The organism is Streptomyces sp. NPDC018045 (assembly GCF_044327445.1).
Lineage (GTDB): Bacteria > Actinomycetota > Actinomycetes > Streptomycetales > Streptomycetaceae > Streptomyces.
The window spans coordinates 53076-78920 of the sequence record NZ_JBIRFL010000028.1; the positions used below are offsets into that span (position 1 = coordinate 53076).

19 protein-coding genes are annotated in these 25845 nt (G+C 70.9%); 7 read left to right on the top strand and 12 right to left on the bottom strand.

Annotated elements, in window-relative coordinates; genetic code table 11:
- The first annotated feature begins 104 nt into the window (after window positions 1-104).
- A complete protein-coding gene (locus ACH4EB_RS33535) occupies window positions 105-1760 on the top strand; it encodes a hypothetical protein (RefSeq protein ID WP_398352028.1) in 1656 nt (551 codons plus the stop codon).
- Between the two features lie 165 nt (window positions 1761-1925).
- Here ACH4EB_RS33535 and ACH4EB_RS33540 read toward each other — a convergent pair whose 3' ends face one another.
- From ACH4EB_RS33540 to ACH4EB_RS33550, 3 genes are all read right to left on the bottom strand, one after another.
- Window positions 1926-2597, bottom strand: a complete 672-nt coding sequence (locus ACH4EB_RS33540) for a hypothetical protein (protein ID WP_398352030.1) — start codon at window positions 2595-2597, stop codon at window positions 1926-1928.
- Window positions 2598-2738: 141 nt separating this feature from the next.
- Window positions 2739-5156 carry a Helicase associated domain protein gene (locus tag ACH4EB_RS33545; protein ID WP_398352032.1) on the bottom strand — a complete coding sequence of 806 codons (2418 nt, stop codon included), beginning with the start codon at window positions 5154-5156 and terminating at the stop codon, window positions 2739-2741.
- 429 nt (window positions 5157-5585) lie between these two features.
- On the bottom strand, window positions 5586-6509 hold the full coding sequence (locus ACH4EB_RS33550; RefSeq protein ID WP_398352034.1) for a dioxygenase: 924 nt from the start codon (window positions 6507-6509) through the stop codon (window positions 5586-5588).
- A 543-nt stretch (window positions 6510-7052) separates the two neighbouring features.
- Here ACH4EB_RS33550 and ACH4EB_RS33555 point away from each other — a divergent pair.
- The gene (locus tag ACH4EB_RS33555) at window positions 7053-9122 is read left to right on the top strand and encodes a PQQ-binding-like beta-propeller repeat protein (protein WP_398352036.1); all 2070 of its coding nucleotides are present in this window, start codon (window positions 7053-7055) and stop codon (window positions 9120-9122) included.
- 64 nt (window positions 9123-9186) lie between these two features.
- Here ACH4EB_RS33555 and ACH4EB_RS33560 read toward each other — a convergent pair whose 3' ends face one another.
- Window positions 9187-9660, bottom strand: a complete 474-nt coding sequence (locus ACH4EB_RS33560) for a hypothetical protein (RefSeq protein WP_120049502.1) — start codon at window positions 9658-9660, stop codon at window positions 9187-9189.
- Window positions 9661-10045: 385 nt separating this feature from the next.
- On the opposite strand from ACH4EB_RS33560, the gene ACH4EB_RS33565 reads away from it, so the two are divergent.
- The gene (locus tag ACH4EB_RS33565; protein WP_364455530.1) at window positions 10046-10339 is read left to right on the top strand and encodes a hypothetical protein; all 294 of its coding nucleotides are present in this window, start codon (window positions 10046-10048) and stop codon (window positions 10337-10339) included.
- A 205-nt stretch (window positions 10340-10544) separates the two neighbouring features.
- On the opposite strand, the gene ACH4EB_RS33570 is transcribed toward ACH4EB_RS33565, so the two are convergent.
- The 7 genes from ACH4EB_RS33570 to ACH4EB_RS33600 all read right to left on the bottom strand — a co-directional run bounded on the left by ACH4EB_RS33570 (window position 10545) and on the right by ACH4EB_RS33600 (window position 16641).
- Complete coding sequence (locus tag ACH4EB_RS33570; RefSeq protein WP_141202756.1) at window positions 10545-11117, bottom strand: transcriptional regulator; 573 nt, start codon at window positions 11115-11117, stop codon at window positions 10545-10547.
- A gap of 28 nt (window positions 11118-11145) precedes the next feature.
- Window positions 11146-12714, bottom strand: coding sequence for a helix-turn-helix transcriptional regulator (locus ACH4EB_RS33575; RefSeq protein WP_398352038.1), 1569 nt, complete (start codon window positions 12712-12714; stop codon window positions 11146-11148).
- Window positions 12711-13001: a helix-turn-helix transcriptional regulator gene (locus ACH4EB_RS33580; protein ID WP_107439746.1), complete on the bottom strand. Its 291-nt coding sequence runs from the start codon at window positions 12999-13001 to the stop codon at window positions 12711-12713. The genes ACH4EB_RS33575 and ACH4EB_RS33580 overlap by 4 nt, the downstream gene beginning before the upstream one ends.
- A gap of 301 nt (window positions 13002-13302) precedes the next feature.
- Window positions 13303-14868: a UvrD-helicase domain-containing protein gene (locus ACH4EB_RS33585; RefSeq protein ID WP_398352040.1), complete on the bottom strand. Its 1566-nt coding sequence runs from the start codon at window positions 14866-14868 to the stop codon at window positions 13303-13305.
- Complete coding sequence (locus ACH4EB_RS33590; RefSeq protein ID WP_398352042.1) at window positions 14865-15347, bottom strand: hypothetical protein; 483 nt, start codon at window positions 15345-15347, stop codon at window positions 14865-14867. The genes ACH4EB_RS33585 and ACH4EB_RS33590 overlap by 4 nt, the downstream gene beginning before the upstream one ends.
- Window positions 15344-16219 carry a DUF6083 domain-containing protein gene (locus ACH4EB_RS33595; protein WP_398352044.1) on the bottom strand — a complete coding sequence of 292 codons (876 nt, stop codon included), beginning with the start codon at window positions 16217-16219 and terminating at the stop codon, window positions 15344-15346. Before ACH4EB_RS33595 ends, ACH4EB_RS33590 begins: the two co-directional genes overlap by 4 nt.
- Window positions 16220-16377: 158 nt before the next feature.
- Complete coding sequence (locus ACH4EB_RS33600; protein ID WP_093457786.1) at window positions 16378-16641, bottom strand: helix-turn-helix transcriptional regulator; 264 nt, start codon at window positions 16639-16641, stop codon at window positions 16378-16380.
- 167 nt (window positions 16642-16808) lie between these two features.
- On the opposite strand from ACH4EB_RS33600, the gene ACH4EB_RS33605 reads away from it, so the two are divergent.
- From ACH4EB_RS33605 to ACH4EB_RS33620, 4 genes are all read left to right on the top strand, one after another.
- Window positions 16809-17873: a hypothetical protein gene (locus ACH4EB_RS33605; RefSeq protein ID WP_398352045.1), complete on the top strand. Its 1065-nt coding sequence runs from the start codon at window positions 16809-16811 to the stop codon at window positions 17871-17873.
- A 575-nt stretch (window positions 17874-18448) separates the two neighbouring features.
- The gene (locus ACH4EB_RS33610; protein WP_398352046.1) at window positions 18449-19564 is read left to right on the top strand and encodes an ABC-three component system protein; all 1116 of its coding nucleotides are present in this window, start codon (window positions 18449-18451) and stop codon (window positions 19562-19564) included.
- A complete protein-coding gene (locus ACH4EB_RS33615) occupies window positions 19561-20037 on the top strand; it encodes an ABC-three component system middle component 2 (protein WP_120049511.1) in 477 nt (158 codons plus the stop codon). Before ACH4EB_RS33610 ends, ACH4EB_RS33615 begins: the two co-directional genes overlap by 4 nt.
- Window positions 20030-21880 (top strand): hypothetical protein, encoded by a 1851-nt coding sequence (locus tag ACH4EB_RS33620; protein ID WP_398352048.1) that lies wholly within the window; start codon window positions 20030-20032, stop codon window positions 21878-21880. Before ACH4EB_RS33615 ends, ACH4EB_RS33620 begins: the two co-directional genes overlap by 8 nt.
- A 53-nt stretch (window positions 21881-21933) precedes the next feature.
- Here ACH4EB_RS33620 and ACH4EB_RS33625 read toward each other — a convergent pair whose 3' ends face one another.
- On the bottom strand, window positions 21934-25545 hold the full coding sequence (locus ACH4EB_RS33625; protein ID WP_398352049.1) for a Helicase associated domain protein: 3612 nt from the start codon (window positions 25543-25545) through the stop codon (window positions 21934-21936).
- Between the last annotated feature and the right edge of the window lie 300 nt (window positions 25546-25845).

Genomic DNA, 25845 nt, shown 5'->3' on the forward strand with positions numbered 1-25845 from the left:
GGGTCCCGGCGGATTGTCTGCCGGGACCCGAGCGGGCGACACGCAGGAGCGGTGCGACAGCCGGATGGGGTTCTGGTGTCAGTGGGCGTTCGTAGGGTGGGTGAGTGGTGAAAGTTCCGTGGGACAGACTGGCGGCCGAGAGCCCGAAGGTGTCCGAGGCACTGGTGACGATGCTGGTGCTGCGTCTGCGCGAGAGAGCGCGGGCGGTCGACGGCAGCGGCGGGGACGGCGGCCGGGACCTGTTCGAGGACACGGAGGACGATGAACTCGTCGTCTACGAGGCGAAGTCGTTCACCGGCCGCATGACCGCGGTCCGGCGGCGGCAGGTGGTGGGCTCGCTGGTGTCGGCGGCCCGCCACCAGCCCGACCACTGGGACCTCCTGGTGCCGATCGACCACAACCCCGCCGAACTGCTGTGGTTCGAGGGGCTGCGCGAACAGTTCCCGTTCGTACGGCACTGGCGCGGGCGCAGCTGGCTGGACGAAAAGTTCGCCGCCCATCCCGATCTGGTGCGCTACGCGCTGCAGGAGTCCAGCGCCTACATCCTGGATCGGGTCGCCGAGGCGCGCGCCGAGCGGGACGTGCTGCTGGGCGGGCTGCCCGACTATCTCGAGCGGGCGAGCGCGCTGCATGCGCGGGCCCAGGAGATCTCCCCGCACTACGCGCTGCACACGACGCTGGGCGCGGACGGGCAGACGGTCGTACACCTGACGCCCAAGGGGCCCACCCCCGACGGGCAGACGGCGATCCGCTTCACCGGCCGCGTCCGCTTCCCCGCCGGCGATGAACAGGAGGTGCAGCGGCGGCGCCAGTTCGAGGAGACCATGCGCTTCGGCGGCGAGGTGGAACTGACGGCGGACAACCTCGCCGAGACGCGTCTGGCCGGGCCCGCAGGGCTCGGACTGGATCAGCTCACGCTCGCCAGCGTGCGCATCACCTCGCCCCGCCAGGAGGTGACGCCGCCGCTGCGCGGGCGGGTCATCGTCCAGCAGCCCTCCGGTATCCCGGTCGCCTCCCTGGCTGTGGCCTTCACGCACCGTGTCCTGGGCACGGACGGCGGGACCCTGTACGGAAGCGACATGACCGGCCTGATGCGGGTGCAGGTGCGCTTCAGTCGGCACGATCTGTCCGGCCAGCTCAAGTTCTCCTTCGTGCCGCCCGAGACCGCGATGCCGGCGGCCCTGGTGCCGGTGCTGCAACTGATCGCCGAGAGCCGCCCTGGCCGCTTCATGGCGCTCGTCTTCGCCGGGGACTCCAGCGACGGGCTGCGCGCCCCGATCACCACCGGCATGACCCCGGCCGGCTGGGAGGCGGGCGAAGCCCGGTTCTGGGCTAACGCGTACGACGACCTGGCCCGGCTGCAGAGCAGGACCGGCCAGTACTTCCCCGTCCCCGACGACTTCACCCAGCAGGACGTACGCGAGGTCAAGGAGATCCACGCACTACTCGACGGAGAGGAGATCGTCCTGCGGGGCGAGACCGTGTCCGTGGAGGTGATCAGCGCCGAGGGCCTCGACCAACTATCTGACATCCGCGGCGGCATGTTCCGTCTCACCGCCGGATACGAGTCCATGCTCTTCACCCTCGGCGACCACCAGATCGACCTCGGCCCCTGCACCGAGACCTACACCATGGACAAGATCCTCAACATGAAGGAGGCCCAGCGCGAGCTCGCCGAGCACGGGCACGCCAAGGTGATCATGCGCCTGTCCGAGCGCTTCCCGGCCGTGCGCTACCTGGGAAACGAACGGCCGGAGTAGTCGCGGGGGTTCCCCGCGGTCCAGGCGCCGGCCTCGGCGGGCAGAGGACCTGTACGGTACGGGGCCGCAACCGCTCTACCCAGCCGGTGTTGGGCTCGGGTGCGGTGCGGTCGATGAGGGCGTTCAAGCCCGCAAGGTTGGGACGGGCGGCGGCGACCTTGGCGGTCAGTGCGCGCACCGAGGGACGACTCGCCTCGCCTGGCGAGGTGGCCTCGACCGGCGTAGTTGGTCGAAGGCTCCGGCGCTGTCGCCGGCATCGAGCAGGGGGCGGGCGGTGTCGGTGACGGCCCGGGCGCGGCGATCGCCTGTCGGCAGGGCCCGCAGGTCGAGGCGGGCTGCGTGGGCGAGTGCGGTGTCGACGTCTCCGAGGTGGCGGTGGATCCCGATCCGGTAGAGCGTGCACTGGGCGGCCGCCAGCAGATGCCGGTGGGCGTCGTCGTACGGGCGGTGTGCGAGACGCCGGGTGGTCTGGTCGGTCGCGTCCTCGAAGTGCCGCGCGAGGGCGGCCTCGTGGGCCTGCGCGGCGGTGTAGGCGACGGTGAGCTCCACCATCCCCGCCGCGTCCAGCTCGGCCGCGGTGGGCCGCGAGGCGGATGTCAGCCGGTCGTGTGCCTCCTGCAGCAGGGCGAGGGCCTGTGCAGTGCGGCCGGTGCGGCGCAGCGGGGTCGCGCCCGCGCGGGCCGCCGCGGCGAGCACCACCGCGTCCCCGCAGCGGCGGGCCGCGGCGCTGGCCAGGCCCTCGTATGCGCCGGCCGGCTCGGTGCGGGACTGTTTGAAGCATCCACACTCCTGCCGCGCGGGCGGCGCCCGCCAGGCCCGCCCCGGCCCGGCCCTCATCCCGGGCCCGGCCCAACGCCGGGGCGCCCTCACGACGGTAGGACCGTCTGGGCGGGCGCCGACAGGGGCGCCCGCCGACCACACGCCCCCACCACCGTGCTGCGGGCAGAGCGAGAAAACCGCAGCGGGTGCGGTGCGGCCTCAGCCGTCCTCGGTCCAGTCGACAGGCACGGGCGCGGCCGCTGTTTCGAGGCCGTGCTCGGCGAGCACCTGGGAGAGCAACTGCTGCTGTCTGGCGGGAAGCTGCCCGGCGTTCAGCTTGGTGCGGGTCTTGGCCAGCCAGGGGCCGATCATGACGCGTTCGCCGTCGACCTCGATCCATTCGCGGGCGCCGGGGGTGCGCTGCCAGCGCTGAAGGAACAGGGCGAGGATCTGCACGGTCTGGGCGAAGGAGCGCCGCCCGGCCGTTCTGTGCGGGTGGTCGAGGTCGATCTGGCCGGGGGTGAGGCCGATGTGGGTGAGCAGGTCGCGCTGGCCGGGTTCGAGCCGGTCGAAGGTGGCGAGTTGGCGGTGGAGCCAGCTGCCCGCCTTCGTCTCGCCGATCACGGTGTCGCGGGTGAGGGTGGCCGGGTGGTGGCCGGTTTCGAGGTGGCGGCGCAGGGCGTGGTACTTGCGGTGCCAGTCGGCGCCGTGCGGCAGGCGCCAGTCTGGGTCGAGGGCGTCCAGCTGGGCGGCGCGGGCGGGGGTGAGGCGGCCTTTGCGGTCCAGGGAGCGCTGGTCGGCGAGGAACTGGCCGCCGGGGGCCTGGGCGGGGATGGCGAGGTGGCCGTGTTCGGCCTGGTAAGCCTCGACGGCGGCCAGATGCCCCTGCCAGGCGGCCTCGTGCTCGTCCCAGATCAGGCCGAGTGCCTCGAGCTCGGCGATCCATGCGGGATCGAGGGTGCCGGTGCGGTGGGCGGTGCGCTGGCCGGTGATGAAGGCGCCCAGCCGGTAGCCGTAGGCGTCTTCGTAGTCGGCCGGGACGCGCAGGTGGCCGTGTTCGGCCCGGTAGCGGACGGCGGCGGCGAGGCCGGCGCGGCGGGGGGCGGACAGGACGGCGCCGTCGGCGGGCCAGACCATGAGGTCCAGGGCGCGGGCGATGGCGGTGGGATCGAGGGTGTGGTCGAAGCGGAAGCGGCGGGTGATGTAGGTGTGGGAGTCCCGGGCGGGGCGCTGGTTCTTGGCGCGGGGGGCGCGGGCGGCGATGGTCTGGTCGTGGTGGCGTAGGGCGGCGGTGACCAGCCAGAGGGCTTCGTAGGGGGTGCCGAGGAGGTCGGTGGGGTCGGCGGCGGGCGGGATGTAGGCCGGGATGACCAGGCTGGCCGTCTTGGCGGTGAGGGTGGGGGGTTTGCGCAGGGCGCGGCCCAGGGCTTGGACGATGCGGCGGACGCTGCCGGTGCGGTCGGCGAAGACGACGGCGTCGACGGCCGGCAGGTCGACGCCCTCGCCCAGGACCTTGGCGTTGGCCAGCACGCCCCGCTCGGCGTCGGAGAAGCGGGCCAGGATGGCGGCGCGCCGGGTGGGGCTGTGCGTGCCGTCGATAGAGGCAATGCTCAGGTGGTCGGTCCAGTCGGGGCGCTGGTCGTCGGGCAGGGTGCGCAAGGTGTGGCGGAGCTGGTGGGCGAAATCTGATGCGTCGGCGATCTGCTGGAAGTACACGAACACGTGGCGCAGGTCGTGTTCGCGCATGGCCTTGAGGATGGCCAGGTGCAGGGCGGTGGTGCGGCGCGCGGTGGGCCCGGCTTCCGGATCGGTGAGCGCGGTGCGCAGTTCGTCGTCGGTGACCGTGGGCACGACGAGTTGGTAGTCGGCCAGGACGCCGTCATCGATGGCGTCGGCGTGGGAGTAGGTGTGCAGGCGGGGGCCGAAGATCTTCGGCTGGTCCATGGTGGCCAGCAGCGTGGGGTCGTCCCATTCCGGGGCAGTCGCGGTCGTGCGTTTGGGAGTCGGGCCGGTGGTGGGCGGCTCGGCCAGGCGCGGTGCCTCCCACACGTAGGGGGTGGCGGTGAGGTAGAGACGGCGGTCGGCCGGGATACGGCTGTTGTCGTGCAGCGCCGTCCAGTTCTTGGTCCAGGTGCCGGCCGTGGCGTGGGCCTCGTCCACGACCAGCAGGCCGAAGACGGGGGCGGGGAAGACCGCCGAGTGCTGGGCTTCCTCGATCTTGGACAGGGAGTCGAAGGTGAAGAACACCGTCGCTCGGGGGTGGCGGGCCAACCAGTAGGCTAGGTACTCCCCGGCGTTGGTGGAATCGGCGTCGGCTGCGGCCAGCACCGGGTGAGAGGCGGCGCGCAGCGACGAGACGGTGATCATCGGCTCGCGGCGGAGGTCGGCGCGGGCGGCGGCCGCCCACTGGGCGACCAGGTCCAGGCTCGGCACTGCCACCCCCAGATGCTGCACTCCCAGTTCCTCGGAGGCGCGCAGCGCGAGGAGGGTCTTGCCGGTGCCGCAGGCGGAGACGACGTGGCCGCGGGTGTGCGGTCGACGCAGGTGGCGGACCGTGTTGGCGATGCCCTCCTGCTGATCGGTGCGCAGGGCCAGGCGGGTGGTGTGCTGGGGGGTTGCGGGGCTGGAGGGCGTCACGCGGGTCCTCGGCGTACGGCGCAGACAGGGCAGGTAGCCATTCTGGCCTGAGGGAGTAACTCCGTGCGGGGTGGATTCCCGCGCTTGCGGGCGGGTTGTCCAAGGCGCAGTTTCCTGTCCAGCCGAGCAAGCCTCTCGCCCCGGCTGGTGGGACAGCCGTGCGTTGGGATGCGGCTCCCTTCGACAAGGCCGAGCGCGCCGGCGGTGTACGACGGCGGGAGCATCGCGACCTTCCGGGGGTACACCGGCAGCACCGACCGCGGCGTGCGCTGGCACCTCGTGTGGGTTTCTGAGCGAATCGACGAAGTAGCAGCTGCGGGGATGCGAGGGGCTGTGGTGGCGATGCCACGGGTTCCTCTCGGGGTACGGAGTGCCGTCGCACGGCGTGCGGCGGAGCAGCGCTCCCGCCCCGGCGATGGCGCAGTCGGCTCACACGTCGTCCGGCGTGGTGCCGCGCTTGCCCGACACGGGCGGGGTCGGCAGCCATGCCTCACCCGGCTCGACGACGAAAGTGAACTCGAGGCTGTACCAGGGCTCGGTCACGTCAGGACCGGGCGCCGGCTCGTTCTTGTGGCGCACGTACGTGCCGACCAGGCTCTGTACGACGCCGAACTGCGCGTCGGTCTCCAGGATCGGGTCGTCGTGGCTGTAGAGCTGGGACGCGATCGTCTTGTAACCGGGTTTGTGGATCAGCGCATGGAGATGCGCCAGCCGGAAGGGATGGCGTTCCAGCGCGGTCAGGAGCTCTCCCACCGGCCCGTCGATCGGTATCGGATAGCCGGAAGGCTTGATACTACGGAAGGCGAGCACACCTTCCTCATCGCTGAAGAACTTGCCACGCAGGTTCCACTCGGCCTGCTCGGGATCCTGGTTCTCGTAGAGGCCGGCCGGTGACGCGTGCCAGACGTCGACTTCCGCGCCGGCGACCGGCGTTCCATCCGTGTCGACGATCCGGCCGGTGAAGAACAGCGGCGGCCCCTCGGTCGGCGAGCGGACGATCGACTCGCCGTTGTTCATCGCCAGGCTGCCCTGGCGCCAGAACGGACCGAGCAGGTTCGCCGAGGTCGGTTTGTCCTCGCTGCCGTTGTTCATCAAGGCGACTAGCGTCGACAGGCCCAGCGAGCCCGCCATCAGCCTCACCTCGTTGTGGCTGGGCGTGGTGAGTTGGCCAAGCCTGGTCACGATGTTGATGGAGGTGTCGAACTCCTTCTCAGTCAGCCGCACTTCGCGAGCAAAATCGTGCAGGTGGCGCACCAGTGCCTGGACGATCTCCTTGACTCGCGGGTCGCCGGCCCGCTCCGTCTCGGCAAGTACCGCGGCGGCGGTGAGCTGCTCTTCGTCCTGGATGATCACGTCGGCATCCCCTTGAGACGGTCGGCTGCTGACCCGTGGCCGACACTGCGACGCAAGTATCGGAAGGCCGTTCGGCCCGCACAACGACAGTGTTCATCCAGTGAACAATGAGGCGCCGCAGCGCGAATGAACTCCGGACGCACGTTCGGACAGGCCAAAGGGATCGGCCTCTTCGAGGAGGTCGATGTCGCCAGCCGTCGCTCATTCCGCCCTTTTGCGCTTCACGCTGTCTGCCCGCTCCGCCGTCGCTTCTCGGGTCGTCCGGCGGCCCCACGGCGCGGCGTCCGTACCCCTGCGGGCCGGTGGGGAAGCGGAAGCACCAGCCGAGCCGCCGGTATCGGCGGGCGCCCGAGCCCCGGCCAGGGGCAGTCGGTGTCAAAGAACCGGTAACCGACTGTGCGATGGAGCGTTGCCCAGAGGGGGCAGTGCGCCCATGGCGCGACACTCCGATGGACTCACGCACGGGGCGCGTGCGCGCGTGTTGGGTCACTCCCCCTTGGCCGGCCCGTGCGCCGGCTGTCACGGATCACACTGGGGAGGGACGTGTCCTACCGTCGCACTATCGGCGCTCCGGCCGCGTTGCCCGTTCAGCGCGGCGCATTGCAGCAGGACGGTTCGCCGGGTCCGGCCGGCGCCAGCCCCTACTCCACCGGGGGTGGCGGGACCATCCTGGAGCAGCGCTATGGAGCGGTGCTGTTGTCACATCTGCTGACCGGGACGCCGGTGCCTGGCCTGGGGGACGCCGTGACACCGACCCGGATCCGTTTTCAGGCGCGTTCCGTCAGCCGTGTGGACGACATCGTTGTGATCGGAACGGCACCCAACAAGACGGAAGTTGTGCTGTCCATCGGGGTGCGCAGAAGGCCGAAGCTGGTACCGAGCGAGGCGGACTCCGTCAAGCTCATCGCCGACTTCCTGCACGTCGCGTGTACCAGGCGGGCGCTGGTGGACAGCGGCCGCTGGAAGCTCGCCCTGGCCGTGGTGCCCTCCTGTGTTCCCGCTCAGCAGCTCAAGGCGTTGGCCGAGATGGCTTCGGCCTCGGGCAGCTGGACGGAGTTTCAGGACCGGCTGCGCCGTCCGGGGAGCTTGCAGACAGCGGTACGCAACCGGCTGACCCAGCTGGAAGCGATCGTCGCCTCCCTGATCCCCGAGCCGTCGGCGCAGGCGGCGCGGGAGACCTGGCGGCTGCTGTCGGTCCTGCGTCTGACCGAGATGCGCCTGGAAGGCGCCGACTGCACGGACCGGACCTACAGTGTCGAACGCCTGCGAGACGTGACGCCGCAGCGCAGCAACGACGCGGCGCACGCCCTGTTCGCCCATCTCGCGGAGCAAGTGGGCGCCTATGCTCCCGGCGGCGCGGTGGTGGATCTGTCCCGGCTGCACGCTGACCTCCAGGGACTGGACTGCTTCGCCCCGGCGTACCTGCCCTCCCCCGCCGCTGCTGCGCCCGCCCGGCCTGCGACGCGAACGTCACGGCCAAGCCGGCGCCCTGCACGCGCCAAGCTGCGGTGGAAGGCACGTCTGCTGTCCGGGACGGCCCACCAGCCCCAAGTGGACGACGGCACCGTGGTGGTGGTCGACGGCTGCTGGACGCTCGCCTTCGATGTCGACTCCGGCGACCAACGCTGGGGCAAGAAGGGCGGCGGCGGGCACAGAGCGGTGGTCGCCGGTAGGGCGTGCTTCGCCTCCGACCCTCTGGGCCATGCCCGGGCCCGGGATCTGCACACCGGTCAGCGCAGCGCGCCGCTACGCCTGCGCATGCAGGACGGCCTGGCCGCGGTGTCGGACGGGGTGCTGTTCGCCGCGCACCCCGCGACGGGGCTGAGCGCCTACGACGTCGCCTCCAAGGCGGTGCTGTGGTCGTACGCCGGGGACCGCCTGCAGGTCGCGGCAGCGCCCCAAGCTCATGGCGGCACGGTGTTCGCGCTGCTGCAGGCCCCGTCGGCAGCCGCGGGCGAGCAGCAGGTTCTTGCTGCCTTCGAGGCACGGAGCGGGCGTACGGTGTGGTGCTGGCCAAGCGGCTCGTGCGCCATCGCGCACTGGAGCGCCGGCGACCAGGTCCTCACCGCCGTTGTCGACACACCGGATCACAAGCGGGAGATCGTCGCCCTGGACCGCATCAGCGGAGGGCTGCTGTGGCGCCACGAACTGACCGGCGAAGCGGCAGCAGCACCGGTGCATGCGGGTACGGCGGTTCATCTGACAACCCGGAGCGGCCGAGCGCTGGCCTGGGATGCACAGGGTGGACGCCTGCGGTGGGACGTTCAGGCCTCCCGGAGCATCACTACGGCTCCCCTGGTCACCGACGACGGCGTCTGTATCGCTTCTTTCGCCCCGGGGCGGCTGGTGGTCCTCGATCCCTCCTCGGGTGGCGAGTTGTGGCGCAAGAGCGTGAGCGGCGCCTTCACCGCCGCGCCGTTCGTGGCGGGCAATCGCATCTGGGCGGCTGACCGTACCGGAGTCCTGCACAGCTGGGACCCGGGCACCCGCCGAACCCTGGCACAGCAGTTGGAGCGGTGGAGCGAAGAGGGCGGCGGGCAGCCAGCCGTTGAGGGCCACACGATGTTCGTCTCCACCTGCAGCGGCTGGCTCCAGGCGTGGGAACTGCCCTGAAGGCCTACAGGCCGCGTCGTCGGCAACCGCATCTCCGTCGTCGGCACAGCCCTGGCCTGGGCTGTCAGCGCTCGATCGACAGCGGTACGCGCACGTAGCTGGTGAGCCCGGCATGGATCGCGGGGTCGATGCAGTCCACGTCTGCCATCGGCCCGGTGATGACGACGACGTCACCGGTGGCGGCGACAGCGCGCTGCCACGTGGACTGCGACGGCATGGAGCCGTCGTAGAGGTAGCTCGTGTCCGGGAAACGGATCACGAGGGCCTCGTCGGGCAGTCGCAGCTCGGCGCTCCAGCCCGGGGTGCGCTGCGGGGTGAAGAGGGACGTCATGGTGAGCTGCTGTCCACCCGTGCGTCGTACCAGGTACTCGACGGCGTCGGGGATCTCGACCTGATCCTGGGCATCGCGGACCTGCAGGGTGTGGGGTTGCAGGATGAAGATCGCTGCTTCGTCGGCAAAGTGCCCGCTCGCCGCCCGGAGTTGCATTTCGGCGATGCCCGGGACGTGAGGCGGCAGTGGGGTGTCGTGGTTACTCATCGCATCTCCTCTTGTCCTCTTGCGCGTTCAGGGTGCGGCCGGGGGTCACTGGCAGAGGAAGTCCGTCGACCACCGGGACAGTCCGGCGACGAGGGTGACGGCGGTGTCCGCCGCTTCGCGTCGTCTCATCCTTGCGGGCCTTCACCCTCCGACGGCGGGAAAGTCACGAACCCGCCGCACGGCGGCAGATCTTCCAGTAGGAGGCACGAGCGGGCCCGGCTCTCCGTCGACCTCGACGTCACGGGCGCCTCCACTCGGCGATCGGGCCGAACTTCGGGTCGAACCGCGAAAGCGGGAACCTGCGCGAGTTCATCGACCACACGCGGAACCTGGCCGACGCCTCCGGCGGCACCCCGCTGATCGTCGTGGGCGGCGCCGGTCGCTGGTGGTCGACGGGGTGCGGCTGGTCGACATGCCCGGCGTCCCGGACACCCACAAGCCCTGGGCGCTCATCGTCGCCGAGGCCCTCGACATGCTGCGGGCCCAGCCCGAGGGCGTCGAGTGGACCTTCCTGTCACCGCCCCCGGTCATCCAGCCCGGCGAGCGGACCGGGTCGTACCGGCTCGGCGGCGACTCCCCTGCGGGTGACGCCATCTCCGCCGAGGACTACGCGGTCGCCCTGATCGACGAAGCTGAGCGGCCCGCCCACCGCCGGCGGCGGTTCACCGTCGCCAACTGAGCTTCGGCCCCGAGGGGTTGATCAGCTCGGAAAAGGGCCCTGACCTGCGAAGGTAAAGAGCGGCAACCGAGTCGGGTTGTACGCCGGGTTCTACGGTGAGGGCGACGGCGTATCGCGGCGCTGGAGCGCCCGTTCGCCTTGGCGGGCACGTCGGTCGACCGGGGCGATGCCGGGGTGGGATACGCGACATGCGGACTTGCGGGGGTCAGGCGGCGAAGCCGATGTTGGTGACGTATTCGTACTGGCCCCACTGTGATCCGAGGTCGACGATCTGCTCGATCCAGGCCTCGTCCAGGGCCCGGTCGTCGCCGGTGGACCAGGCCGCCACGAGGACCTCCCAGTGGCGGATGTTGAGGGTGCGCAGTTCCACGACCCGCTGGTGGGAGGGCCGCACGCCGGACTGGTTGAGCGGGTGGATCTCGACGCGGGTGCCCCGGCCGCCGCGGTTGAGGCGGGCCAGGAGGTAGCGGGCGACGTTGCGGCGGCGGAGAGTGCGGTAGGCGGCGTCGATCCGGGCGAGGTTCTGCTTCGTCGGGCTGCGGGTGCCGGCCAGCCATGCCTTCAGGGTGCGGCCTGTGACGGTCAGGCCCGCGTCGTGGGCGGCGGCGCGGGCGTGGGGGGTGCGGGTGAGGTAGTGCAGGCGGGCCATGAGGCCGCGCCGGGTGGTGACGGGGGTGGCGATGAAGTCGGCGAGGGCGTCGAGCTGACGGGCGATGGCCTCGTGACCCTTGATTCCGCTGGCGCCGTACTTGCCGAACTCGGCTGTACGCTCGGGCACTTAAAAGGTCCTTCTTCCCTGTCGGTTCTCAGTCATCGGCTTCTTGGGCGGCGGCCGGGTCTGTGGGCGGGGCGCCGACGGTGTAGACGTCCTTGACCTTCACCTCAAAAACCCCTCGGCCCTCGGGGAAGACACGGCGCCAGGTGCCGATGACGTGGAGTTCGTCGGTGCCCATCGCGCGGACGACCGTCAGGCCCTCGTCGTGCGCCTTGTGCGCCTTCATCCAGAGGTTGGCGAAGGCCTGGGAGCGGATGAGGTGCATCCAGTCGGGGCGGTACAGTTCCCGGTTGTAGTTCGACTCCCCCATCGTGGAGACGAACTTGGAGTACATCGCCTTCACGTACTCCAGCGTCACCTCGTCGCCCTCGGCGAGCGCCCTCTCCCGGGCGTCCTTCAGTGCGATACGGAACTTCTCCAGCAGGCTCTCCGTCGCGCCCGAGGTGAACGACTCGTGGATCTGCGGCGGTTCGCACAGTCCGTACCTGGGGCCGGACAGGCGCAGCAGCAGGCGCAGGGTGGGTTCGGTGACCCAGAGCGGGCCGGGCTCGTCGCGGTTGCCGATCGGGTTGGGCAGGTAGGCGTCGTGCTCCCATGCGGGCGGGGTGATCAGGTGGACGCCGGCGCGGCGGCGGTCGTGGTGGTTGCCGGTGGAGTGCTCCAGCTGGCCGATCGGCAGGTGCGTCTTGAGCGCGCTGAGATAGGCGCCGTTGATGTCCAGGGCCGTCACCTCGTGTGTGCCGGAAGGCAGTTCGGGGCGGGTCCACTTGGGCCGTGCCTCCCAGATCTGGTCGGCGCCGCGGGCGGAGGACTTGCGCAGGATGTCGGGGATCCAGGGGTGGGCGACGATGGCGTAGCGGCCGCCCTTGCGGCAGTTGTCCAGCAGAGCCATCGCGTCCGGGATCGCCCGCTTGACCAGCGCTGCCGTCGCGGCCTCCACATCGCCCTCGTGTCTGGCCAGTGCGGCCGCGACGACTTCTGCGATCGGATCCGGCAGGTCGGAGGCGGCCTGCACACGGCGGGCGCCGGACACGGTTCTCACCGGCGCGGCGGGGCGGGGCGGACGGCTCGCCGGGACAGCCACGGCCGGCGGGGCCGGTTGCGGCGCGCACTCGGCGGGGTCCAGGTGCTGCGGGAATCCGGCGACCTGGTGGCGGGCGGGCTGCCCGCACAGGACGCACGACCGGGGCACTCCCAGGTCCTCGACGTCGTCGGCTTCCGGCGCCGGATACGGCTGATCAGCTGCACCCGGCCGCTTGGCAGCCGTGCATTCATCATCGCCGCCCGACGTGGCGGGCCCGGATTGGGGGAGGCCGGCGTGAGCAGTGGTTTCGGCCTGCCGGGCGGCACCCAAGTCGGCGAGCTTGGCGTGAGCGCCTTTGAGGAAGTAGGCGTAACGCTCACGGACGTCACCGGCCGGGTCGCGGCCCGCTTCCCAGCCGCCGACCGTGGAGGGACTCACCCCCAGCGCCCGGGCCACCTGCGCGCGGGAGAGGTCCAGTGCTACACGCAGGGCGCGGCGCTGCTCGGCCGGGGGCAGCTCGGCCTCGTTGCGGGCCGCGGCCAGCAGGGCGTCGATCGCCTCGAACTGCGGCTTCACCGCACCTCTCCCTTCACGGGCGGCCGCCGCCGTCCGGCACGGCGCGTGTCGGGCAGTGCCTCGCACGCCCGGGTCGGACCTGCCAGGAAGTCCAGGACATCCATGCCGTAGTGCACGGCCAGCGCCTCGCAGTCGGCCAGACTCCAGGCGGCGGCCCCGGACTGACGGCGGCTCACCTGCGCCTGCGTCACCCCCAGCGCCTCAGCCAGCCTCGCCTGCGACTCGCCCGAGGCGTGCATCAGTGCCGCCACCACCAGCCGCACTCGTTCCGGCAAGGACATTCCCATGGCCCCATCCTACCAAAGTCATGCGATTCATGCATTATTGATGAGTGATTCGCATAGATGCCTGGTGGGCCGGAGTTCGGGGAACGGCGGGAGGCGGGCGCGGTGCATCGGGGCTCCACCCCGGGCACACCGCGGGGTGGAGCCGAGCCCGGCAGGGATTGGCCGGCGTTTCGTTCAGCCTCTCCCCTGCCCCCCTGATGCTCAGCCCCTGGGGTGCCGCAGACAAAGAGTCGTCTCAGGTGAGCGGCCGGGCAGGTAAGCAGGCCGCAGGCAGGGCGTGCGGCGCGCTGTCCGGCGTTGGTCATCCACCCTCGGCGCAGGGCTGGGCCCGGGATGCGGCAGAAGCGGCTGGTGCTCGCTCCGCTGCCGGGGTGGGGTGGGCATGCTGCTCGATATGCACGGGCGCGCCGGGGGATCCTTCGGGATGGTCGTGGATCCAGGACAGGCCGCCGATGTCGAGTCGGTGGCGGGCGCGGGTGACGGCGACGTAGGCGATGCGGGCCTCGCTGTCGTCGATGGGGCCGGGTACCGGGCGGCCGATGTCGTCGTGCTGATCGCTGTCCTTGGGCGGGGTGAAGTCGTCGGCGATCTTCACATGGGCCCATTCGCGGCCCTTGGCCTTGTGGGCGGTCGAAACCGTCACCTCGGCCTGATGTTCGGGGGCGAGTTGGGCAACGGCAGCCAGGATGGCGTCCGTACCGTGGGTGTCGACCAGGTCGACGAAGGGCCGCAGGTCGCGCCCGGCCGGGTCGTGGGCGGCATAGTCCTGCAGTTCGCCCCAGGAGGGGAACAGGACCAGTTCGGGGTGGGTGGTGCGGCGCCCTTCCTTCAGGTCCCGGGCGGCCAGAGCCAGAGCGCACAGGCTGTCTCCTCCCCCGACCAGCCCGACACGGTGTCCGGCGGCCATCAGTTCCATGGCCTGGGCCATGGCGCCGACGTTGGTGCGGCACAGCACCGCGTCGGGCTGGACGACGGGGCCGAGTTCGGTGGGTACCGCGGGGGTGCCGGTCAGCCGGATCGGGGCCTCGGCGATGGCCAGCCAGCGGTTTGCCTCGTCGGCGAGGAGCGGGCCGAAGCGGAAGGACTGGGACAGGGCCAGCCGGGTGCCGTCGAAGCCCGTCATGACGTCCCTGGCTCCGCGCCAGTGGTAGATAGCCTGGGCGGAGTCGCCCACCATGACCAGCTGGGCGTGGCTGCGCTGGGCGAGGAAGACCTGTTCGACGACGGGGTTGGTGTCCTGGGCCTCGTCCAGCAGGAGGAAGTCGGTATCGATCGTCGGTCTTGTGAGGGCCCAGATTTTGAGGTAGTGGTCGTGGTCGAAGCGGACCGCTCCGTCGTCCGGGTGCTGCAGGTCGACCCAGGCCTTCTGGGCGAACGGCACGATATGGGCGGCAAGTTCGTTGCGCAGGCCGCGGTCTTCCAGGCCGCGCAGCTGCGGGACGTGGTGGCAGGCGATAGCGTCGTCGGCGGTGTGGCAGAAGCGGGCCACGGTGCGCAGGGTCGCGTAGGAGAGGGTCTTCGGGGAGAGGTCGCGTTCGCCGATGCGGATGGGTTCGGTGATGCCGAGGGCCTGTCCGGTCTGCCAGGCCGGACGGCGGGGTGCGTTCAGGCGGGCTGTGTAGCGGTGGCCGAGGGCGGCGTAGGCCAGGGCGTGGGCGGTCTTGCACCAGACGTTTTTCGGGAAGCGACTCGCCGCGTCCTGGGCGATGGCCCGGTTGTAGGCGAGGTAGCGGCCCCGGCGTGTGGTGGTGTGGGCGAGCAGGGCCAGGGTGGTGGTCTTGCCGGTCCCGGCACCGGCCTGCAGGGACACGTGGTCGCCTGTGTGGAAGGCGTCGGCTGCGGCAATCTGTTCGTCGGTCGCTTTCACGGCTGCGCGGCTCCGGGATAGCGGCTGAGGGCACGTCCGAGGGCCGTCAGCAGGTGAGCGGAGGTGGTGTGGGCCAGGAGTTCGCCCACGGCCCGGTCGAGGCGGTCGGCCTTCTCGCTGGCGTGCCGGGCCAGGGCACGCTCCAGGGACCGGTTCAGGAACAGCCCCGGAGACTGTCCCGCCTGTCCGGCGGCGTGACGGATGGCGGCATGGACGGCGGGCGGAAAGGCGACGTTGAGCAGGACCCGCCCGGCCGTGTCCGGGTAGTGCGTGGTAATCACATCGACGGGCAGCCGTTCGCCGAGCCGGTGGCGCAGGCGGCGGGCGGCCCGGCCGGGGGATTTGGCGTGCACGAGGGCCATCAGGCGGGTGGCGTCGTTGTTGGCCGCGAGCGGCAGCACGCGGGCGGCGGTGTGGAGTTCGGCCGGGGTGAGGGGCCGGGTGAGGGTGACCTCCAGGGCGTGGTGGGGCATCGTCATGCCTCTCGCGGGCGGCTGGCCGAGGCGTGCGGGAGGCGGGTGTGGATGTGCTCGGCGTGCCGGAGGGGATCGAAGACCTGCCATCCGGTCAGGGCGAGGTCGGCGGCACCGGGGGCCTCGGCGTGGACGGGGCAGCGCTGGCTGCTCCAGCGCAGTTGTTCGGGGTAGGGCAGGCGGCTGAGGTCGTAGACGGCCATCAGCACTGTGGGCAGGGCCAGTTGGCCGCGTTGCGGGTCGGCGGGCAGCAGGATCCAGCGGCCTGCGGGGGTGTGGGAGGTGAGCAGGTGCTGGGAGCAGCGGTGGCGCTGGCGGGTCTGGGCCACGCACCGGATCTCCTCGAGTGGCAGGTCGGCGAGGTAGCGGCCCAGCAACAGTTGCACGACGGGCCGGGCGGGGCGGCGGATGTCGGAAACCTGCTCCTGGCAGGCGGGGGCGGACGGGGCCGGCGGGGTGAAGGCGCCGGTGTCGATCAGGCGGCGGGAGCGGACGGCGAGTTGGTGGCGTACCGCTTCGAGGCGCGGGCTCAGCTGGGCGGTTGCCGGTGTGGTGCGGCCGGGGCACAGGACGGTGTGCGGGAGGCGGCACCAGGCGCTGCCGTCTCCGTGCGGGTGGGCGATGCCGCAGCTCAGGTGCCAGCGACAGGGTTCAGGGACCTGAGCGGTGGCCAGTTCGTCGGGGTGCAGGGCAATGGGCCGCTGGTCGCTGCGCGGGTAGACGTCGATGCGGTTGCCGCACAGGCGGCAGCGGGCGCTCTGCCCGCAGCGCAGCAGGCGGCTGGGGCTGGTGTCGGCCACCCGCAGCGGGCGATGGGCGCGGGTGGCGCGGGGGCTGCCGTCCCAGTGTCGGCCGGTGGAAGCGGTGTTGGGGCACATGGCCCGGACCGTGCCAGGCGGCGCGCCGACGTGACGGGAACGGCGGGGACGTGTCCCCCGGGCAGCCCGTCCAGGGCGAACGCGCATGCGAGTTTCCGCGTGACCGTTCGGTGCCTGCTCGCCGGTTCGGGTGATTCACGAACGGGGGCTCGGCGGGGTCAGGAGTCCTTCGCCCCGGGCGGGGTGTGGTCGTCACAGAGGGTGCCCATCAGGTGCTCAATGGGGACATCGAAGGCGTGGGCGAGAGCGTGCCAGGTGGTGACGCTGCCGGTGGTACGGCCGTGCTCCAGGTCGATCAGGGTGCGGCGGGCCAGACCACTGCGGTCGGCGAGTTCGTCGAAGGTCCAGCCGCGCTCGCCCCGCAGGCGTGCGAGTTCGACACGCAGCGCGGTGAGGTCGGGGTCGGGCGGCAAGATCGTCACCCCACCATCCGACGGTGCAGGACCCTGCCCTGTCAGTGCAGACTTCTGCACTATCTGCCGGAGGGGGAGTGACATTCGCGGTGCAGAAATCTGCACTACCGTGCGGGCGTCCCAGACGCCTGTGGCTGGGACGCCCGCGCACCGACAGACAGGAGGGCGACAGGCCGATGAGGCTGGCCGGCGCGCACACCACGGTGCGGCGTATCTGGACGGTGGAACTGCGCCCACGGGCGGGCGGGCCGAGCCTCGTCTGCGTCCACTGCACCGCCCACACCCCTCCCCTCCAGGCCTCCTCCGCACGGTCTGCCGTCCTGGCGCATCTGGCCTGCCACGCCCGAACCGACGTACTGCCCGGACATCTGCGCACCTGTCAGTGCCGGGCGCAGGGGTGCTGCTGGCATCCGCGGCACCGTGGCTGTGCGGGGCCGGTGCTGCTCGCTCTGACCCGCGACCGGGGTGGCCGCGCCTGGCGGCTGGCCGACACGTGTGCGGCCTGCGCCGCAGCGACGAGCAACACCGCCGTCGTACCGGACACCCTGCTCGGCCCGCACCGGCCCCACGCCGCGCAACGCACCTCGGCCCCCGCCCCCGCCTCGCCCTCCACTTTCCATGAGCAACTGCGGGTACGGGAGATGCTCACCTACCTCGCAACGGCGCTTCCCCAGTTCGCCTCTCCCGCGGCCCGCCTCCTGGCCCTGCAGTGCGCGCTGCGTGCCGACAGCCGGGGACACGTCCGGCTGCCGGCGGGACTGCTGCGCGGCATGCGTCTGCACGGACGCCGGGAGCTGTGGGAGGAACTGGCCCACGCCGGCTGGCTGGAGTTGCCTGCCCCCAGGCCGGCGCACCTGACGGTGCGTCTGCTCGATCCCGCGGTCCTGGACCAGGCACCCGGCCGCAGCGCACGCCACCGAGCCGCCCACTGGGCGACGCACCCGATGCCCCTGGCACTGCCGCCCACCGCCCCCTCCGCCCTGCAGCTGACCACGCTGGTACTGGCTGCGCACACCTCTGCGCTCGCCCGCCACAGCGCCGACCTGGAGATCCTGGCCCGACTGTGCGGGCACTCCTGCCACCAGACCGAGGAACTCCTCGACCGGCTGGTGGCCGCCCGCATCCTGACGGCCTGGCACCACCACCGGGAGACCGACGAGGTGGTCTGGCACCTGCCTCCGCCCCAGCCGCCCGCAACACCTCGCGACCCGGCCCGGCCCGGACCCGGTCGCCTGCGATAGCGGCATCACAGACAGGGAAGCCGCCCATGAGCGCCTCACGGTATGAGCGGAAAGGCGTCCCTCAACAGGAACAAGCAGTTCCAGCCCCGCCTACTGCCTCTGCGCCAGGACCTGACACAGCAGGCGTGCCCGCCCGCCCACTCCGGCGCCAGTGCACGGCGTCGCCGCGGCCGTCCCGCACTGCTTCACTCCGCGGCCGCGAACCGAGGAAAGGCCAGCGTCACGCGCGCACGTCATGCGGCGTGCCCAGATCAACCAGCGCCTTCCGTCGCACAGCCGCCGGGGAGCCGTCGGTGTGACAGGCTGGCTGAGGATCCACCCGGCGACGGAAGGCTTCCGGCGGCGTCGTCCGCCGCGCAGATGGCCGCCGAGTCGGCCGCCCGTCGCGCGCAGCAGCACGGCCACCGAACGCCATGCGAGGGTTTCGCAGTCGACCCCCTCACCCCGAGGCGCCAGCCATTGCCTGCACCTCGGCCACATGGGTCCTGAATGGCGGAATGCACACTTTCGGGGCGCGATGGGCGATGGTAAGAACGTGCTCTGGGCAACGATCATGATCATGCGACGGGGGATGCATGAGTTCACCCGACGGCTCCGCCGAGCCGCTGTTCTCCGAGGTCCCCAAGCCGTCGCAGGTCCCAGTGACAGTGCTGTCCCCCATGATGGCGACAGGCCCCGCGATGACGCCCAAGCAGATCCTTGCGCATCACTCGCCGACTCAGTTCGAGGAGTTCGTCTACGAGTGGCTGCTGGCGCTGAGGGAGGAGGGATACGTGAACGTGATGCAGCTGGGCGGCGCCCACGACGGCGGCGCCGATGTCGCCGCGTTCCTCACGGCGCACCGGACGGACGACCGGTGGCACTGCTATCAGTGCAAGCACTACGGGAAGGCGCTCACCCCGGCCATTGCCTATGTCGAGATACTGAAGATCATCGCGGTGGTAGCCGACGGCAAGTACCGCACACTGCCCGAGCGCTACGTCTTCGTGGCACCCAGGATCGGCGCCTCCCTCACACAGCTGCTGGCCAAACCCGCGGAGCTGAAGGAGACGTTCCTCGACTGGACCGCCAAGGGCACCGACCGGCTGACCGCGGAGTACGGCGCAGATCCGCTCGGCGCGGCGCTGGAGCTGGCCCGGGAGACGGACTTCGCCCGCTTCGAGGCGGCCAATCTCGACCGGATCCTCGAACAGCACGCCACCACGCCGTATCACGTGCGCAGATTCGGCACGCGGCTGCCGGACCGCGAAGCCCGTCAGGCTCCCCCGCCGGAACACACACCGGTGGAGACCCGGTATATCCAAAAGCTCCTGGACGTCTACCAGGAGAAATGGGGCTGTGACCCCGCAGCGATGGGGCAGGTTCGCGCGCATTCCAAGGCGGGCCCCCACCTGCAGCACCAGCGGGAAGCCTTCTACTGCGCCGAGCAACTGCGGGTGTTCGCCCGCGACAGCGTGCCGGAGGGCACCTTCGAGTCGCTGCAGAAGAACGTCTACGACGGTGTCGTCAATGTGACCTGGCGGGACTTCGCCACCGGATTCGACCGGCTCAACGCGGTGCAGGACGCGGCACGCGACATGCCGCTGGGAACGAACGTCCTGGTCCACGTGGTGGAGACCATTGACCGTATGGGCATCTGTCACCAGCTCGCCAACGACGACCGGCTGACCTGGGTCGAGGAGGAGACGTGAGAGCGCTCAACAGCCCGCTGGAGGTCGGTGTGCGCGCTCTGGTGCTGCTCGCCGCCTCCTTTCCCCGGCCCCTGGACCTGGCTCAACTGGTGTATCTGGATTACGCGATGCTGCACAGCGGCGAGATGGACGGGCCGCCCAGCGTGCACCCGTCACTGCCGGCCGGCCCGGGCGAACTGGCCATGAAGCGCCAGCTGCTCGAGCAGGGACTGGTGGTGCTGATGCGCGCGGGCCTGGCCGACGTGCAGGCGGACGACGGCGGGCTGATGTACCGGGCGAGCGAGGAAGGCCCGGGCTTCCTCGACCTGCTCGAGGCCCCGTATGTCGCAGCCCTGCGGGAGCGGGCGCAGTGGGCGCTGGCCTTCCATTACGGCGCCCCGGCCGACAGCCGCGCCGCCACGGACGACATCACCCAGCGGTGGATGGAGACGTTCGAGAGCCGTCTCCCGCGCCGGGGAGGCGACGATGACTGAGCTGCGCCTGCTGCATCTGACCTACGCCGGCATGGGTCGCGAGACGGCCCGCGTGGACTTCGATCCCCGCCTGACGATCGTCTACGGCGCCTCGGACACCGGCAAGTCCTTCGTCACCGAGTCGATCGACTACATGCTCGGCGCCCGCAAGCTGAACCTCATCCCCGAGGCCGAGGGCTACTCGCAGATCCTGCTGGGCATCGCCTTGCCCGACGCATCGGTCATCACCCTGATGCGGGCGCCCCAGTCCGGGCGGGTCAGCGTCTTCGAGGACGATATCCGCGACCTCGTCTACCGGTCGCCGGACCTGGTGCTCTCGGCCCAGCACAGCCCCCGCACCACCAAGAACCTCTCCCGTTACCTGATGGAGCGCATCGGGCTCGACGGCTCGCTACTGGCCACCAATGACTCCGGGGGCACCAAACTCGCCGGCTTCCGGGACCTGCTGCACCTGTGCCTGATCAGCGAGACCCGCATGGTCTCGAAGGTCTCCCCCGTCCTGCGCACCTCGGGCACCAGCGGCCAGACCGCGCACAAGTCGTCCCTCAAGCTCCTGCTCACCGGGGCGGGCGAGCAGCCCTCGCCCAGCCGCCTCAACCAGGCACAGCGCCGCGTCCACAAAGGCAAGATCAGCCTGCTGGACGATCTGATCCTCGGACTGCAACGCCAACTGGCCTCACGCGAGGCCAACCAGAGCCAGCTGCAGCAACAGCTGCGGCGGCTGCTCGAACATCAAGAAAACCGCGCCGAGTCGCTGCGGGACGTCACCCGCCGCCACGCTCAGGCGGCCTCCGACCGCGCGACCCTGTCCGTGGCGCTGGCCCACTACGCCCAGCGCCTGGCAGAGACCGATGACCTGCTGGGCCGGTTCGAGCTGCTGCGCACGCAGTACGAGTCCGACCTGGCCCGCCTGGGCATGGTCAGCGAGGCCGGCAGCCTGCTCGGCTACTTCCGCAGCGGCCCGTGCGTGTTCTGCGGCGCAGAGCCCCACCACCAGCAAGCCGGCCACGACGCCATGGAAACTACCGCCTTGCACCAGGCCGTCACCGCGGAAAGCACTAAGACCCGCACGCTCCTGGCCGACCTGCTGGTCACCATCGAGGACCTGCGCTCGCAGCGCGCGTACGTGGCCGAGGACCAGGCCGTACAGGCCGCCTTGGCCGAGCAGGCGGACGCCGAGATCACCCGCATCGAACGCGAGGAACTCACCCCCCTGCAGGACGAGGTGGCCGAGGTGATGGCCACCCGCTCCCGCCTGGAGAACGAACTCGGCCTGCACGCACGGATCGAGGAGCTGGAAGACGTCAGAGCACAACTGGTCTCCGAAGAGGCCCAGCCGGGCGGGCAGCCCAGCCGTGGCATCCCGCCCGCCACGCTGACCGGCTTCGATCGCACCATCGAGCGGACGCTGGATGCCTGGCGGGTACGGCGGGAGGAAGAGGTGACCTACGACCAGTACACGGCGGAGCTGTACGTGGGCGACCGGTCCCGCTCCGGCCACGGCAAGGGCATGCGCGCCGTCCTGCACGCCGCGTTCACCACCGCCCTGGCCGACTACTGCCTGGAGCAACGGCGCAGCCATCCCGGGTTCATCGTGCTGGACTCCCCCCTGGTCACCTTCCGGGAACCCGGGGTGCGGGAGGCGGACCTGCGCCAGAACGTGCCCCAGCACTTCTACCGGCACCTGCTCAACGCCTTCCACGGCCAGGCCGTCGTCGTGGAGAACACCGACCCGCCCTCCGACGTCCTCGATCAAGGGCAGGTCTACATGTTCAGCCGCGAGGCCCACGGCCAGCGCTTCGGATTCTTCCCTCTGACGTCTTCGTCCGCCCCGGCACAGTAACGGGGTACAGCAGCGGTGGCTGCTTCCCCGTCGGCCCGGCCGCAAGGCGGGTGTCACCGGGGGCCGGCGGGGTCGTGTGCCCAGAGTGCCGCTGCGATGCGGCGCAGGACGGCAGGGGGCGCGGTGGGGGGTGCGTCGACGTCGGGGTCATAGGGTTTAGGGACGATGATCGCTGTCTGCGCGGCACGTTCGGAGTGCTGGCCCAGCAGGGGCGAGAGGGCGTCGACCAGTTCCAGCGTGGTGTAGGCGCTGGAGGGGAGCACGAGGGCGTCGAGGTCGGGAGGCGTGGGGTCGGTCGCGCGCTGGCAGCGGATCACCGGCTGGTTGTGCGGGTAGCGCACGGCTCCCTGCCCGGGGATGATGATCTCCGCGTCGAGCATGCGGACGGCGAGTTGGCAGGCGAAGGCTTCGGCCTGCTTCCGGTCCCGGAGTACAACCACCACGCGGCGCAGGCGGTGCTGTTCGATGAGGTGGGCTGCGCCGAGGGCCTGGGGCCGCCAGATGGGGAATCTGGGCAGTTCGGGCACTCGGATCCGCATCAGCTGGTATGGGCTGAGCAGTCCTTTGTCCACCAGTTCTGCGCGGTCCACGCTCGGGTGGTGGGTGCCGAAGATCGGCTGGGAAGGCATGTCCACGGCCCAGGCGGTCTCGGTTCGGCTGTCGCCGGGGCCGGGCAGCTCGCTGGGGATGCGGGGTGTGGCCGTCAGATAGACACGCTTGTACGCGAGGATGCCGTCGTCGTAGTGGATCACAGCGTGCGGATGGTCCGAGCTGGTGATGCCGTCAACAGTGCGGTGGGCTTCCTCGACGACGAGATGTTCCCAGGGCGGCAGGTGGTGGTCGCGGTGGCTTTCGGCGATGAGCACGGCATCGCTGTAGCGGGCCACCACGAGGGCTCCCGGAGGCTGTTGTGCCACCCAGTCGGCCAGTTGGCCTGCGGTGGTCAGCTTCTCGCCCGCCTTGCCGCTGTTGGTGGGCCGGATGTTGATGCCCACGAGGGGCCCCCGGCTGACCATGCGCCAGGTCTTGACCACGTGGTGGAGGTAGGTCCGGTCCGGCCCGAGTACCAGGCACGCGCGGCTCGCGGCTTCATGGACCGCTGTCGCTACCGTCATGGTCTTGCCTGCCCCGGCCGGCATGCTGAGCAGCATGCGTCGGCCGCCGTTGAGGATGACGTCGGGCAGCATGGGGGGTGACGGTTCGCGGCCCGCGACCCAGAAATCCTGACCGTGTTCATGCGAGTCGGCGATACCGGGTGTCGGCTGCGGCCACTGGGCAGGCGGGTGCTTGTCGGTGGTGTCCGCTGATGTGACAGGGAGCGTGGCCGGGGTGCGCCCATGCTGGGGCCTTGGGGCCCATTCCATGGCCAGGGCTTCGACGGAGTCGATCTCTTCGCGGCTGAGGAGGCGCGCGTTGGCGAGGACGTGCAGGTCGGCGATCCACTTGCCCAGTGGGAAGCACGGGTTGGTGTGGTCGTCGAGGTAGGCGACGGGAACGCGCAGGTGTTGGTGGGCGCGGTAGAAGCGCCGGGCGGCGCGCAGGCCGCGGGCGTGATGGGCGGCCTGGCTGGCGAGGGGGCGCCGCAGTGCGAGAGCCAGGGGGTCGTGCTGCAGGGGCAGCGCGGCCAGTTGCGCCTGCTGGCCCTCGGCGAGGGCGGGGAAGGTGTCGAATTGTTCGTCCAGCCAGCGGGTGAGGGCGTCGGCGTCGGCCGGCAGCGGGCCCGTGGGGATGGCCAGGGTCTTGCCGTGAGTGCGGGCGCGGGCGCACATGCGCTGCCACTCTTCGGGCCAGGCGGGGTTCCACCAGGGGTCGATGTCTTTCAGGGCGCGCTGGTAGGGGGCGGGCAGGGTGCCGTCGGCTGCCTGGCGGCGCTGTTCGGCGAGCCACTGGCCCAGGGGACGGCCCCGGTAGGTCTGTGTCGGTGCCGGGAGCAGGTGGCCGTGCTCGCGGGCGTAGGCCTGGGCGAGTTCCAGGAAGGTCTCCGTGCTGTTCTTGGGGTGCGCCCAGGGCATGTTGCAGGTGGCCAGCGCGGCGGCGCGGGCTGCGGAGAGGTTGCCGGCGGCCTTGAGGGCGCGCTGGTAGCCGAGCCAGCAGCCGAGGTGGAAGCCGTCGGGGGTGATGTGGTTGCTGGGGACGCTCAGGTGTCCGTGGGTGTCGAAGAAGGCTTGCGCGCAGGCCATCCCGGTCTCCCAGACATCGGGCTCCGGTTCCATGATCCGCAGCATCAGGTGCGGGGCGATCTCCGGGGCGCGTGCGGGCCGGATGGCGGAAGCCGGTGTGGGCAGCAGCAGTCGGGGCCCGTTGACCGGGAGACGGTAGAAGTAGTGTTCGTCGTACGCCTTGAGCGCGATCATGACCTGGTGCAGCAGGTGGTACGGGGTGCCGAACGCCGCTTCCTCGGCGCGTTGCCCGGGCCCGAAGAATACGGGGATGACCAGGGTGGAGACCTTGTTCATGCTGGGGCCGATGCGCAGCGCGCGGCCGATCGCCTGGACGATGTCGATGGTGCTCTGCTTGGGGTCGGCGAAGAGCACGGAGTCGGCCAGCGGAAAGTCGACGCCTTCGACGCACAGGCGGACGTTGCACAGCACGCTCAGCTCCGCCAGCCGGCCGGCGCGCTTGTCTAGTGGGGGCTGTGCGAATCGTGCCAGGCGCTCTTGCCGCTCACGGCGGCGGTTGCGGGAGTGGACGCTGGTGACCCACAGGTCCTCGGCGTGGCCGCCGGGGATGGCGGCGGCGGTTTCGGGCAAGGTTTCGGCGAAGGCCTCGCTTTGGATGATGCTGCGGCTGAAGACGACCGCGCGGCGAATCGCGTGATCTTCGCGTGCTTTGAGCAGGGCCAGCTGGGCCGCCGCCACGCGCATGGCGTCGGCCTGGGGGGTGCGGCGGGCCCCCTTGCGTGTGCGCCCGGCCAGGAAGGCGTGCAGCTGCGCGTTGTGGATTTCGGGGGCGGCGATGCGGTAGTCGGCGAGCCGTCCTTCGTGGATGGCTTCGGCCAGTGAGTAGCGGTAGGCGATGCGGCCGAAGAGGTCGACGTCGTCCATGGAGGCGATCGGCTCGGTGGTGATGCCGCGGTTGACGTCCCAGATACGGGGTGTGGCGGTGAGGTAGAGCCGGTGGCGGGCGGGAATGGCGTCGTCGTCGTGGATGACGGCCCACGGCTTGGCGCGGGCGCCGGCGGTTCGGTGGGCTTCGTCGACGACAGCGATGTCCCAGCGCGGCAGCAGATGGCGCTGGTGGGCCTCAACGAGTTTGGGCAGCGAGGCGTAGGTGGCGAAGACGCTGACGGGCCCGTCTGCGTCGCGCACGGCGGCGGCCAGCCAGGCCGGGTCGTTGGTCATGGTAAGCACGCCGCTGAGAACGGGCTCGCTGGTCTGCTTGTCGGAGCACAGGCCGAAGAAGTGGCCCGGCCGGCCGGAGGTGTGCCAGACGCGGGCTGTCTGGTTGAGCAGGTCCAGGGTCGGCATCACCGTCAAGGTGCGGCTGCCGGAGGTGATTTCGTGGGCGATGTGGACGGCGAGGTGGGTCTTTCCCGTACCGCACGGCATGATGACCTGCTGGCGTTCGGATCCCATGGCGAACGCGTTGAGCACGCAGTCCGCCGCCGCACGCTGGCGCGTCCACAGTTCGCTGGGCAGGCGTTCGGCAGGCAGGTCGTGCAGCACAGGATGGCTCCCCCGCTCAAGTTGATGATGTCCCAAGGGGCAGGATGCGGACATGTGTGCGGCGCGGGTGCTCAATCCGGGCTTCCTCACCCCTGGGGGTGAACCCTCCCGTCGGGCAGGGGCGCGCCGTGGTAGAGAGCGCAGTGCCACACAGCGTTGAGGAGGTTCCCGCGGGCCGGGACAGCCGTGCGGCGCCGTCCGGTCCCATAGGCCCGGACGGGCAGCAAGGATCAACAAGGGCTGCACGGAGGTGGTGCCCGTGGCCGGGCGGCCGCGGAGCCCTGGGACGGGGCGGGACGT